Annotated in this window: 10 protein-coding genes; 4 read left to right on the forward strand and 6 right to left on the reverse strand. The window is 72.6% G+C overall.

What is annotated here, in order from left to right:
* Window positions 1–87 precede the first annotated feature (87 nt).
* Window positions 88–2,226, reverse strand: coding sequence for an alpha/beta fold hydrolase (locus ACWF9Z_RS10710; protein WP_453600031.1), 2,139 nt, complete (start codon window positions 2,224–2,226; stop codon window positions 88–90).
* 97 nt (window positions 2,227–2,323) lie between these two features.
* Here ACWF9Z_RS10710 and ACWF9Z_RS10715 point away from each other — a divergent pair, with 97 nt between their 5' ends.
* A complete protein-coding gene (locus ACWF9Z_RS10715; protein ID WP_453600034.1) occupies window positions 2,324–3,877 on the forward strand; it encodes an MFS transporter in 1,554 nt (517 codons plus the stop codon).
* Between the two features lie 62 nt (window positions 3,878–3,939).
* On the opposite strand, the gene ACWF9Z_RS10720 is transcribed toward ACWF9Z_RS10715, so the two are convergent.
* Together ACWF9Z_RS10720 and ACWF9Z_RS10725 are read right to left on the reverse strand one after the other, a co-directional pair.
* The gene (locus ACWF9Z_RS10720; protein ID WP_453600037.1) at window positions 3,940–5,442 is read right to left on the reverse strand and encodes a cytochrome P450; all 1,503 of its coding nucleotides are present in this window, start codon (window positions 5,440–5,442) and stop codon (window positions 3,940–3,942) included.
* A gap of 142 nt (window positions 5,443–5,584) precedes the next feature.
* Window positions 5,585–6,196: an excalibur calcium-binding domain-containing protein gene (locus tag ACWF9Z_RS10725; RefSeq protein ID WP_453600040.1), complete on the reverse strand. Its 612-nt coding sequence runs from the start codon at window positions 6,194–6,196 to the stop codon at window positions 5,585–5,587.
* A gap of 326 nt (window positions 6,197–6,522) precedes the next feature.
* Here ACWF9Z_RS10725 and ACWF9Z_RS10730 point away from each other — a divergent pair, with 326 nt between their 5' ends.
* Complete coding sequence (locus ACWF9Z_RS10730) at window positions 6,523–7,140, forward strand: ADP-ribosyltransferase (RefSeq protein WP_453600042.1); 618 nt, start codon at window positions 6,523–6,525, stop codon at window positions 7,138–7,140.
* Window positions 7,141–7,278: 138 nt separating this feature from the next.
* Here the strand turns inward: ACWF9Z_RS10730 and ACWF9Z_RS10735 are convergent, their stop codons facing one another.
* The 3 genes from ACWF9Z_RS10735 to ACWF9Z_RS10745 form a co-directional block, all read right to left on the reverse strand.
* Window positions 7,279–7,995, reverse strand: coding sequence for a restriction endonuclease (locus ACWF9Z_RS10735; RefSeq protein ID WP_453600045.1), 717 nt, complete (start codon window positions 7,993–7,995; stop codon window positions 7,279–7,281).
* Between the two features lie 349 nt (window positions 7,996–8,344).
* Window positions 8,345–9,874, reverse strand: coding sequence for a helix-turn-helix domain-containing protein (locus tag ACWF9Z_RS10740; RefSeq protein ID WP_453600048.1), 1,530 nt, complete (start codon window positions 9,872–9,874; stop codon window positions 8,345–8,347).
* A 57-nt stretch (window positions 9,875–9,931) separates the two neighbouring features.
* Complete coding sequence (locus ACWF9Z_RS10745; protein ID WP_453600050.1) at window positions 9,932–10,426, reverse strand: MarR family winged helix-turn-helix transcriptional regulator; 495 nt, start codon at window positions 10,424–10,426, stop codon at window positions 9,932–9,934.
* Window positions 10,427–10,516: 90 nt separating this feature from the next.
* Here ACWF9Z_RS10745 and ACWF9Z_RS10750 point away from each other — a divergent pair, with 90 nt between their 5' ends.
* On the forward strand, window positions 10,517–11,392 hold the full coding sequence (locus ACWF9Z_RS10750) for a haloalkane dehalogenase (protein ID WP_453600053.1): 876 nt from the start codon (window positions 10,517–10,519) through the stop codon (window positions 11,390–11,392).
* A gap of 96 nt (window positions 11,393–11,488) precedes the next feature.
* Window positions 11,489–12,031: a hypothetical protein gene (locus ACWF9Z_RS10755; RefSeq protein ID WP_453600055.1), complete on the forward strand. Its 543-nt coding sequence runs from the start codon at window positions 11,489–11,491 to the stop codon at window positions 12,029–12,031.
* The last annotated feature ends 130 nt before the right edge of the window (window positions 12,032–12,161 follow it).

Consider the following 12,161-nt stretch of genomic DNA (forward strand, 5'->3'; position numbering starts at 1 on the left):
GGGGCCGCCCGGGGGCGCCGGGGCCCCCCCCGCCCCCCACCCCGCGCCCGCGCCCCCCTTCTGTGTCGTGCCCTTCCGCGTCGGGCCTCAGGCCAGGCCCAGCTCCTTGCGGAAGAACTCCAGCTCCAGTGCCATGATCTTCTCCCGCACCCCGCCCGGGGTCATGTGCGTGACCCCCGGCAGCGCGAGCAGCTGGTGCGGCCGCCCGGCGTCGAAGAGGGCCTGCGAGAGCCGCAGGGTGTGCGAGGGGTGGACGTTGTCGTCGGCCAGCCCCGTGACCAGCAGCAGCGGCCGGCTCAGCGCCGCCGCGTCGGAGACCAGGCAGTCGCGTTCGTACACCTCGGGGTGGTCCGCGGGCAGGCCCAGGTACCGCTCGGTGTACGCCGTGTCGTAGTGGCGGAAGTCGGTCGGCGCGGCCCCCGCCGCGGCCGCGTGGAAGACGTCCGGGCGGCGCAGCACGGCGAGCGCCGAAAGGTAGCCGCCGTAGGACCAGCCGCGGATGCCGACCCGGGTCAGGTCGAGGTCGGCGTGCCGCTCGCCGAGCGCCGCCAGGGCGGCGACCTGGTCGTCGAGGGTGACGTCGGAGAAGCCGCGGTACATGGCGTGGGTGTGGTGCGGCGAGGCGTACGCGGTGCCGCGGTTGTCGATGGTGATCACGGCGAAGCCCTGGTCGGCCCACCACTGGCGGTGCTGCCAGCGGCGCGGCTCGGCGCTGACGTCCTGCATCCCGGGGCCGCCGTAGCTGTCCAGCAGTACGGGCAGCCGGGTGCCGGGGACGTGGCCGCGCGGCAGGACGAGGGCGGTGGGGACCGCGTGCTCGGTGACCCGCTCCAGCAGCGGGACCACCCGGTACGGCAGCGGCTGCGACAGGTCGCCGGGGGTGAACTCCCGCCCGTCGGCCGTCCGCAGGACGCGCCGGATGCCGTCGGCGTCGGCGGAGGTCAGCAGCAGGGTTCCGGCGGAGGCCTGGACGGAGTGCACCCCGGGCCCGTCCGCGAGCGGGCTCAGCCCGCCGGTGTCCGGGTCCAGCAGGAACACCTGCTGCTCGGAGGGGTCGCGGCGGCCGGCCTCGATCAGCAGCCGGTCCCCGTGGGTGCCGGCCACCCGGCGGACCTGGAGGTCGTCCCCGGTGAGGAGCACGCCGTCCAGCGCGAGCGCCCGGGCGGCCCCGCCGGGGGTGTCGGCGCTGGTGAGCATGCGCCCGTCGGCGAGCCGCGCGGGGGTGCCGGGGAGCAGCGGGTCCACCCACTGGGGGTGCGTGGTGCGGGACAGCTCCCGGGTGCGTCCGGTGGCCGGGTCGGCGGAGAGCAGCAGGACGTTGCGCTGGAGCCGGTCCTGCACGGTGAGCAGGATCTCGGACGCCGACTCCCAGCCGGCGTCGGAGACGTACGGGTAGGTCTCGGCGTCCCAGTCGAGGCGTACGGCCCGTTCCGCGGCACCGTCCCCGGCCGCGTCCCGGCCCCCGGCGGTCGCGAATACCCAGAGCTGCACGTCCGCGTTGGGGCCGCCGGCCTCCGGGTACGCGAAGTCCTCGGCCGGGAGCTCCGGGTGCGCGGGGTCGGCGAACCAGCGCCGCTGGAGGCCGGATTCGTCGACGCGGGCGGCGAGCAGGCTCTGCCCGTCGGGGGACCACCAGTGCCCGCGCGAGCGGCCGAGCTCCTCGGCGGCGGCGAACTCGGCGACGCCCCAGCGGGCTCCGTCGACGGGGCTGATCCGGCCGCCGGGGGCGGTGTGCAGCACGTCGTCGGCGACGTAGGCGACGCACGAGGCGTCCGCGTTCGGGCGGGGATCGAAGACGGGCCCGGCGGCGGGGATCTCCTTCGGCTGCGCGGGCTGCGCCGACCGGCCCGCCCCGGCGTCGCGGGACGCCTCGGAGGTGACCTCGTACAGCCGTCCGTAGAGCGCGAACACGGCGCGCAGGCCGTCGCCGGAGAGCGCGTACGTGCCGATCCCGGCGGCGACGAGCCGGGTCCGCTCGCGCAGCCGGCGCTCGGCCACGGGCAGCGGCGCGGGCTCGGGGGACAGCTCGCGGGGGTCGGCGAGCAGGGTCTCGGTCCCGGTGGCCGTGTCCAGGACCCAGAGGCTGTCGAGGGGGTCGGTGGGGCCCGTGGAGCGGAGGAACCAGAGGAGCCGGCCTTCGTCGCCGAAGACGAAGGCGCGCGGGGCGCCGTAGGTGAACCGGGCGGTGCTCGCGGAGAGCCTGAGGAAGTCATCCATACGATCCATCCGGGCAGTCTGTCATGTGAAATACCACATGGCACATGCCACATGCCCTAGGCTGTTCGAGTGGTGGCCCCTGGGACGCGGGCTTAGCGTCGAAAAGGTGGACCAGAACGCTACGCCGAGCAGCACCAGCACCGGGACCGACGGCAAGGTCCAAGGCAACGGTCACGGACTCGCCCTGCTCGTGATCGCCTCGTGTCAGCTCATGGTCGTTCTCGACATCACCATCGTGAACATCGCGCTGCCGCACATCCAGACCGCCCTCGGCTTCTCCACGGAGAGCCTGTCCTGGGTCGTCAACGCCTACACCCTCACCTTCGGCGGCCTGCTGCTGCTCGGCGGCCGCACCGGTGACATCCTCGGCCGGCGGCGCGTCTTCATCTTCGGCGTCCTGCTCTTCGGCCTGGCCTCGCTCCTGGGCGGACTGGCCCAGAACGAAGGCCAGTTGCTGGCCGCCCGCGCCCTTCAGGGCGTCGGCGGCGCCATCGCCTCGCCGACCGCGCTCGCGCTGATCACCACCACCTTCCGCGAAGGCCCGGAACGCAACAGGGCGTTCGGCGTGTTCGCCGCCGTCTCCGCGGGCGGCGGCGCCATCGGGCTGCTCGCGGGGGGAATCCTCGTGGAGTGGCTCAACTGGCGCTGGGTCTTCTTCGTCAACGTCCCGATCGCCCTGCTGATCGCCTTCGCCGCGCCCAGGGCCGTCCGCGAATCCGTCCGCCACCCGGGACACTTCGACTTCGCCGGGGCCCTGCTCTCCACGGTCGGCATGGTCACGCTCGTCTACGGATTCATCCGCGCCTCCCAGGAGGGCTGGCGCGACCCGATCACGCTGGCCTCCTTCGGCACGGCCGTGGTCCTGCTGTTCCTGTTCGTCCTGAACGAGCGGCGCTCGCCCCAGCCGATCACCCCGCTGCACATGTTCGCCGACCGCAACCGGGCCGGCACGTACGGGATCATGCTGTTCCTGGCGTGCGCGATGTTCGGCATGTTCTTCTTCCTGACGCTCTTCGTGCAGAACGTCCTCGGCTTCAGCCCGCTCCTCGCCGGCCTCGCCTTCCTGCCGGTCAGCGTGGTGATCGCGATCGGCGCCGGCATCACCTCGCAACTGCTGCCCAGGTTCGGGCCGAAACCGTTCATGGTGACGGGCGCCCTGTTCTCGGCGTCCGGACTGGCCTGGCTGACGCAGACCGACGTCGACTCCACCTACCTCGGCAGCATCCTCGGACCGATGCTCCTGTTCAGCCTGGGCATGGGCATGCAGTTCGTCTCCCTGACCCTGATGGCCCTCTCCAACGTCCCCGATCGCGAGTCGGGCGCGGCCTCCGGGCTGCTCAACACGATGCAGCAGGTGGGCGGTTCGCTGGGCCTGTCCATCCTGGTCACGGTCTTCGGCACGGCCAGCCGCAACGAGGCCAGGGAGCAGGCCGGGTCCTTCCTGCGCACCTCCACCCCCGAGCAGAAGGCCTACTTCGCGCGGACGAAGGAGCTGCCCAAGCCCTGGGCCGACCAGATCCTGGCCACGGGCGTGACCACGGCCTTCGTGGTGGCGGCCGTCTTCGCCCTGATCGCGGCCCTGATCGCCCTCATCGTCATCCAGGTCAGGCCCTCGGACCTCGAACGCCTCCGCGGCAACCACGTCCCGATGGGCGGCTAGGACCGCGGCGGCCGCGGACGGGCGGCCGCCGCCGCCGCCGACCGGCCGACGGGCTGACCGGTTTACCGTCCCGGCTCGTCCAGGTGCCGCTGGGCGTCCACGCGGCGGATCCGGCAGCGCGCCGGACCCGTCGTGGTCAGGGTGATCCCGGCGCTGACCGCGATCTCGGTGTCCACGGCCTCGAACGCGTACTCCCGCAGGATCATCGCGAGGGCGATCACCGACTCCAGCATCGAGAAGTGCTGTCCGATGCAGGCGCGCGGCCCGCCGCCGAAGGGGAACCAGGCGTAGCGCGGACGGGCCGCCTCCGCCTCCGGGGTGAACCGGTCGGGGTCGAAGCGCTCCGGGTCCGGCCAGTAGCGGGGGTGGCGGTGGGTCACCCAGGGCGCGAGGATCACGTCGGCGCCCGCCGGGACGGCATGGCCGTCGATCACGGCCGCGTCGACGGAGCGCCGGCCCATGACGGGGGCGGCCGGATAGAGCCGCATGGCCTCCTTGAGCACCTGCGTGAGGTACGGGAGGCGGTCGAGGTCGGCGGCCCCGGGCGTACGGCCGCCCAGGACGGCGGCGACCTCGGCGCGGGCCCGGTCCTGGAGTCCGGGGTGGCGTGCCAGGAGGTGGAGGGCGAAGGAGAGCGAGGTGGCGGTGGTCTCGTGCCCGGCGAGCAGGAAGATCAGCACTTGCTCGCGCAACTCGGTGTCGTCGAACTCCGCGTCGTCCGCGCTGGTGGCGGCCGCGAGCAGCGACAGCAGGTCCTCGCCCGGGGCGGCCCCGGGGTCGGTGGCGGGGTCGGTGACGGGGTCGGGGGTGGCTCCCGCGGCGGCCAGGCCGCGCCGCCGCCGGGCGATGATCTCGTCGCAGACCCCGTACAGCTCGTCCAGCGCCGCCGCCGCCCGCCTGTTGGCCGGAGTGGGCCAGCTGCGGGGGACGTTCACGGGGGAGTAGCCGCGGCGCAGCACGTACTGCGTGATGACCGGAAAGCAGCGGTCCACGACGTCGACGGTGGTCTCCACGTCGGTGCCGAAGAGGATCCGGGCGACCGCGCGCAGGGCCAGCTCCATCATCGCGTCGGAGACGTCGACGATGCCGTCCGGGGCCTGCTCCCAGCCGGCGAGGGTCGAGGCGGTCTCGGCGGCGACGGCCCCCGCGTACCCGTCCACCCGGCGCTTGGTGAACAGCGGCTGGACCAGCCGCCGCTGGCGCAGGTAGTCCTCGTCCTGGCTGGTCAGCAGGCCGTTGCCGAGGGAGTCCCGGACCTCCTGGTACACGGCGTTGTCCTTGCGGAAATTGGCCGCCTGCGTGGCCAGTACCTGCTGGACCCCCTCCGCCGAGAACACGCAGTGCAGTTCGGCGCGCAGCCCCGGCGGGCCGGCCGTGATCCGGACGACGTCGCCGTGCTCGCCGCGCGCCCGCAGGTACGTGCCGAGCGAGTCCGACGTCAGGTCGAGGAGGGAGCCGAGCAGCGGGACGCCCGCGAGCCGGGGCGCCTCCGTACCGAGACCCGTGCCCGTGTCCGTACTCGTACTCGTCCGCTTGCCCGGCCGTGCTGATTCCGTTGCTGTCATGGCTCCGCCCCCGAAGAACTGTGCTGGCGGATGGATTGTCCCGGCGGGCGCGGCCCCCGGCGAGGGGTCGCGGCGGGATCCGGCCGAATACCGCCGAATACCGCCGGCCGGGCCCGCCTTCGCGCGCCGATTCCCCGCCCGGCTATTTGTCGCAGGCGATGCCGTCGTTGTCCCGGTCGAGGTGCGGGGCGTAGCCGGGCTGGCCGCGGTGGATGGGGGTGACTCCCGCGGCCTTGGCCTCGGTGCAGTTCTTGTACGTGACGTCCTTGGGCCCGGGGGCCGGAGTCGGGCTGGACTTCGGCTTCGGATTGACCGGCGCCGAGGAGGGCGCCGGGACCGGGGCCTTGGAGGAGGCCGGTGTCTTGGCGGGGCTCGGTGTCGCGCCGGGACGCAGGGCGGCGCCGGCCTGCGCGGGGCACGGGGTCCCCGGCGCCGTGAGCGAGAGCTCGACGGCGGTGTCGGGTGCCAGGGGACTGGCCGCCGCCGGAGTCTGGAAGCAGACCGCCCATTGGGTGTGGCCGGCGGCGAGCGGCACGTCGCCGTAGGCGCTGCGCGCCTCGACGGGCTTGGTGGTCACCTGCTGGACGAGGGCCTCGGCCTCGGCGTACTTCTTTCCGATGAGCGCGGGCATCGAGGCCCCCGCGGACGCGGTCGCGGTCGGCGAGGGCGCGGCGCCCGGCTTCCCGGAGTCCTTCCCCTCCGGCGCGGCCGGATCGCCCTCGCATCCGGCGACGAGCAGCACGGCGGTTCCCACGGCAGCCGCTATGGCAACGCCCCGACGGTTGAACATGAATGAACCCCCCAGATCGCACGCGTGGAACCGCCGCAGCATAGGCGTACATGTGCCGGTGTGGGGCCCTTTCGCCGAGGTGCGCGACTTTCCGACCACGGCTCCCCGCCCGCGCCCCTGGCCGGACGCCGGATCCGTGGGGACTCCGGCACATCCGCGGGGGCCGAGGCGCAGGATCGTTCCGCCGCCAACTGCACCGCAGACAAGCGCAGTCGGGAGCAGAACGGCGACACGCTCACCTTTGAGTGAGGGTCCCCCGGGGTGCGCCGCGAGGACGCGAGGGTGGGGCCATGATCACCTCCGCCCTGCGCCGGCGCGTCGTCGTCCTCGCGACCGCCCTCGCCGCCGCCCTGCTGCCACCGGTCTCCGTCTCCGCCTCCGCTTCCCCCCTCCGGGCGGCGGCGCCCGCGAACTCGTGCCCCCGGGTGCAGGACCACCTCTTCGCCGCCGCCGACGAGCGCGTCGAGACCGACCGCATCACCCCGTCCCCGTCCTGGCGGATCAACTGCAGGCAGCTCTACCGTTCGGACGGCCGCCCGCCGTCGGTGGTTTTCGAGGAGGGCTTCCTCCCCAAGGACACGGTGAACGGCCAGTACGACATCGAGAGCTACGTCCTGGCCAACCAGGCGTCCCCGTACGTCTCCACGACCTACGACCATGACCTGTACAAGTCCTGGAAGAGCGGGTGGAACTACTACATCGACGCCCCGGGCGGAGTGGACGTCAACCAGACCATCGGCGACACGCACAAGTACGCGTCCCAGGTGGAGGTGGCCTTCCCGGGTGGCATCGCCCGCTCGTTCATCGTGGCCGTCTGTCCGGTGGACAAGGTGAAGAAGACCGAGATCATGGACCGGTGCGAGGACAACCCGTACTACGAGCCCTGGCGCGCCAACTACCCGGGCTGAACCACGTCGGCGCGCCGGCCCTGCGGTGACGCCGCCCCACCCGTCCTGGGGAGGCCGGAGCGCCGTGCCCTCGTCGATCACCGATGGGGCGGTGTCCGTGATCTGCCGGCGAAGCGCCGGATCGGGTGCCCACCGTCCTTACGGACGCTTGGTGTCGCTGGGTCCGTCCCCCGGCCGGCGAACGAGGGGCGCCTGAAAGGGCCGGAGCGGAAAGGAGACGCGGTAGCCGAAGCGGGTGGCTATGAGGAACGCGCCGAGGGACCAGAACGCCACGAAGATGCCGATGAACTTCAGGACGTCCAGGGCGAGCGGGCCGGTGTAGGTCTTTCCGTCTCCGATCGATCCCAGCGGTGCGATGAGGAGGGAAACACCCGCGACCACGCGCCGGTTCCGCTGCCAGAACGTCTGGGCGCGGGGTGGTTCGGGGTTCCGGGTCGCTGGGGGCGCGGTGGATGCGGACGAGCTGTGGATGCGGCGTGCCGTGTCGTTGACCGGCGTCATCGTGCCGTCCAGCCGATACGTGAAGAGCGCGATGCTCCACTCCCGGGCGTAGGCCACGGCGGTGGCCGTGTAATCGCTGCCGGTGAAGAAGATCAGCTGTGCGGTCGATCCGTAAGGGCGCGCCCCCACGAATCGTTGCAATTCCGGGCGCCCGACCTGAGCGGCTTGGTACTTGACCTGCCCCAGTGCGCGGCGAGCGCGGACATCGATGCCGGCGTCTGGGCCTCCGGGGCGCGCGGTGGCATCGGTATAGCCCCAACGTCGCATCCACTGAGCCGCGTTGAGCTCGGCCTGCTGCCATGACGAAATCTGCGTCGGCTGCGGCGGCACAACCCTCGGCGGCATCTTGGCCATGTCTCTCCTCACGTACGCGCTCCCGGCTCGGCAGGTCACTGCGCAGGGCGGAGCGCAGCGCACACCTGGCAGAGGAATAGCACGGAGACGCCGAGCCGCACCATGTGAGGGGGTGCGTGGGTGACCGCGGTCCCCGCGTTGGTCACGGCAGGCGTCATCCCGCCCCGCGAGCCGGGGGAGCGGTTCACCCCGTCGCGCGAGCGCGGCATGCACGCCTTGGCCCATGCCCAACGGCCCGGCGCGAGCGCGAAGGGCCGCCGACGGGGTCCTCCGCGGGGGCGGAGACACCGGCGACGGCCCACAGGCGGCCCAGGAGGACGGGAACCCGTCCTGACCCGGCGCGGCGTACTTAGATGTCGCGGAAGATCTCGATCTGGGCGCCCACCGAGTTGAGGCGTTCCGCCAGTTCCTCGTAGCCGCGGTTGATGACGTAGACGTTGCGCAGGACCGAGGTGCCATCGGCCGCCATCATCGCCAGGAGGACGACCACCGCCGGGCGCAGGGCCGGCGGGCACATCATCTCCGCGGCGCGCCAGCGGGTGGGGCCCTCGACCAGGACGCGGTGCGGGTCCAGGAGTTGCAGGCGGCCGCCGAGCCGGTTCAGGTCCGTCAGGTAGATGGCCCGGTTGTCGTACACCCAGTCGTGGATCAGGGTCTGGCCCTGCGCCGCCGCGGCGATGGCCGCGAAGAAGGGGACGTTGTCGATGTTCAGCCCGGGGAAGGGCATCGGGTGGATCTTGTCGATCGGCGCTTCGAGCTTCGACGGGCGGACGGTGAGGTCCACCAGCCGGGTGCGCCCGTTGTCGGCGGTGTACTCCGCCGAGCGGTCGTGGTCCAGGCCCATCTCCTCCAGGACCGCGAGCTCGATCTCCATGAACTCGATCGGGACCCGGCGGATGGTGAGCTCGGACTCGGTGACCACGGCCGCGGCCAGCAGGCTCATCGCCTCGACCGGGTCCTCGGAGGGGGAGTAGTCGACGTCCACGTCGATGTTCGGGACGCCGTGGACCGTGAGGGTGGTGGTGCCGACGCCGTCCACCCGGACGCCGAGCGCCTCCAGGAAGAAGCACAGGTCCTGGACCATGTAGTTGGACGAGGCGTTGCGGATGACCGTGGTCCCGTCGTGCCGGGCGGCGGCCAGCAGCGCGTTCTCGGTGACGGTGTCCCCGCGCTCGGTCAGCACGATCGGGCGGTCCGGGGAGACCCCGGCCTCGACCTGGGCGTGGTAGATGCCCTCGGTCGCGGTGATGTCCAGACCGAAGCGGCGCAGGGCGATCATGTGCGGCTCGATGGTGCGGGTGCCGAGGTCGCAGCCGCCCGCGTAGGGCAGCTTGAAGTGGTCCATCCGGTGGAGCAGCGGGCCCAGGAACATGATGATGCTCCGGGTCCGGCGGGCCGCGTCCGCGTCCATGGCGTCCATGTCGAGGCGGGCCGGCGGTACGAGCTCCAGGTCGATGCCGTCGTTGATCCAGCGGCTGCGGACGCCGATGGAGTTCAGGACCTCCAGGAGGCGGTAGACCTCCTCGATGCGGGCCACCCGCCGCAGCACCGTACGGCCCTTGTTGAGCAGGGAGGCGCACAGCAGGGCCACGCACGCGTTCTTGCTCGTCTTGACGTCGATCGCACCCGACAGGCGACGGCCGCCGACCACGCGCAGGTGCATCGGGCCGGCGTAGCCCAGAGAGACGATTTCGCTGTCGAGGGCTTCCCCGATGCGCGCGATCATCTCAAGGCTGATGTTCTGGTTGCCGCGCTCGATCCGGTTCACGGCGCTCTGGCTGGTGCCGAGGGCGTCCGCGAGCTGACTCTGCGTCCAGCCGCGATGCTGCCGGGCGTCACGGATGAGCTTGCCGATGCGTACGAGGTAGTCGTCTGCCATGACTGCACCGTATCTCAGATATGAGATTCCGCTCGCGCGGGGTGCGCCAAACGGGTGTTACCGACCGTCAGCTCCCATGGTGGGGCCGGACGGCGCGTGGTGCGCGACGAGCCGGCCGAGCAGCCGGGTGAGCTGCTCCCGCTCGGAGGTGGACAAAGGGGACAACAACTCCTCCTGTGCGGCGGCGAGCAGCTGCTCCAGCCGGCGCAGCCGGCGCCGGCCGAGGGGGGTCAGGGTGACCACGTTGCGCCGCCGGTCGGCGGGATCCGGGGTCCGCTCGACCAGTTCGCGCTCGGCGAGTTCGTTGATGACGGCGACCAGGTCGCTGCGGTGGATGCCGGTGCGGCCGCTCAGGTTCGCCTGGCTCGCCGGCCCGAACTCGTCCAGCGCGACCAGGGCCGCATAGTGCCATTTGCGGGCATCTGCCCCGCTCAGTCCCTCGGCTACGAGGCGTTGGGCGTGTGCCGAGGCCTGCGAGAGCAGTCGGCTGGGCATGTCCCGCAGTCGCGCCGGGAGCGCGGTCCGGTCGCCGGCGTCGTCTTCCGTGGTCATGGCGGGATCGTACCCCTTGCGTTGGTGCCACTAACGATCTAAATTCGTTCGTGCCGCAAACGTTTGTGCCACGAACGAACTGGAGGGGTCATGCCCACGATCGACGTACTCGACTCGACGATGTACTACGAGGAGCTCGGCGCCGGCGCGGGCGGCGTCCCCTTCGTCTTCCTGCACGGCAACCCGGCCTCCTCCCACCTGTGGCGGGGCGTGCTGCCCCGGATCGGAGGCGGGGTCCGCGTCCTCGCCCCCGACCTCATCGGCATGGGCCGCTCGGGCAAGCCCGCCGGTGACCACCGCTTCGCCGACCACGCCCGCTACCTCGACGCCTGGTTCGACGCCCTCGGCCTCGAGGAGGCCGTCCTCGTCGGCCAGGACTGGGGCGGCGCGCTGGCCTTCGACCGGGCGGCCCGCCGCTCCGGGCGGGTCCGGGGCCTGGCCTTCATGGAGACGATCCTGCGGCCGATGAGCTGGGCGCAGTTCCCGCCCGCCGCCCGCTCCCGCTTCGAGGCGCTGCGCACGCCGGTGGTGGGGGAGGAGATGGTCCTCGAACAGAACCTCTTCATCGAGGACGGCCTCGCCCGGACGATCCTGACCGGCCCGCTCGCCGCGGCCGACCACGCCGTCTACGCCGCCCCCTACCCCACCCCCGAGAGCCGGCTGCCGCTGCTCCGGTGGGCCCGCTCCATGCCGCTCGACGGCGAGCCGGCCGACGTCGTCGCCCGGGTGGAGGCGTATGACGCCTGGCTGTCCGACAGTCCCGAGGTGCCCAAGCTGCTGCTCACCTTCGACGGCTCGCCCACCTTGATGATCGGCCCGGAGGAGGCCGACTGGTGCGCGCGGAACGTCTCGGCCCTGGAGAGCGCGTACTGCGGCGCCGCCGCCCATCTGTGTCCGGAGGACCGGCCCGAGGAGATCGCGGCAGCCGTCACGGCCTGGGCCGCGCGCCACGGCCTCGCGGGCTGAGCCGCCGCGCCCGGGATCCCGGCCCGGCGGCCCGCCGGCCGGTGCGGGAGCGCCGCGCCCCCGCACCGGCCGCCGCCGGCCTCGGTGCCCGCAGGCGTGGTGGCGGCCCTTGCCGCCGTGGACCGCCGCGTACGAGGCCGGGCGCGGGCCCGCCGCCGCGGCGCGGGCCACCCGCGCCGAGGCCGCGCGCCCGCCTTCTCCGGGCTGCGCGCCGGGTACATCCACCGGTGCCGCCGGGGCCCGATGTGGGGGAGCGGCGCCTCCATCGTCCGGGTGTCCCGCGCCGCCCACGGGAGCCGCATGCACGCCGCGCCGCCCAGCTGCGCGAAGCGCCGCAGGTCCGCCGGGTCCACGATCTGCGGGTGGGCCACCGCGTTGCGGGCGTCCTGGTGCCCCGTCACCCGCCAGGCGTACGCGTATCCGTCCAGCGCGGTGCGCACCGCCCGGCCGCCGAGCCCGTACGCGGAGAACGAACCCTCCGTGACCACCGTCACCTTCCACCCGGAATGGATCGCCCGATCAGCCGTCCCGACCCTGGTCAAGCTGATCGAATCCGGACATGCGGAATCGCCTGGTCGGCTGACGGCACCGACGGGGCTGGGGGTGCGTACCTCGTCCCGGCCCCCTCGCATGTACTAGAGTTATCTCGACATCGAGATATCTGCCCCGGACACACCGCAGCCGCCCCGCTGGTAAGGGTTACCTAACTTAGCCTCACCTTAGCGGATTGGCCAGAGTGCCTCGCGGCAGGATTGCGGTAATACGCGCG

This window comes from Streptomyces sp. NPDC054961, from assembly GCF_053609145.1.

Coding starts and splice junctions, on each gene's coding strand:
- ACWF9Z_RS10710 (WP_453600031.1), bottom strand. CDS start 2,226: ATGGATCGTATGGATGACTTCCTCAGGCTCTCCGCGAGCACCGCCCGG.
- ACWF9Z_RS10730 (WP_453600042.1), top strand. CDS start 6,523: ATGATCACCTCCGCCCTGCGCCGGCGCGTCGTCGTCCTCGCGACCGCC.
- ACWF9Z_RS10720 (WP_453600037.1), bottom strand. CDS start 5,442: ATGACAGCAACGGAATCAGCACGGCCGGGCAAGCGGACGAGTACGAGT.
- ACWF9Z_RS10750 (WP_453600053.1), top strand. CDS start 10,517: ATGCCCACGATCGACGTACTCGACTCGACGATGTACTACGAGGAGCTC.
- ACWF9Z_RS10745 (WP_453600050.1), bottom strand. CDS start 10,426: ATGACCACGGAAGACGACGCCGGCGACCGGACCGCGCTCCCGGCGCGA.
- ACWF9Z_RS10740 (WP_453600048.1), bottom strand. CDS start 9,874: ATGGCAGACGACTACCTCGTACGCATCGGCAAGCTCATCCGTGACGCC.
- ACWF9Z_RS10735 (WP_453600045.1), bottom strand. CDS start 7,995: ATGGCCAAGATGCCGCCGAGGGTTGTGCCGCCGCAGCCGACGCAGATT.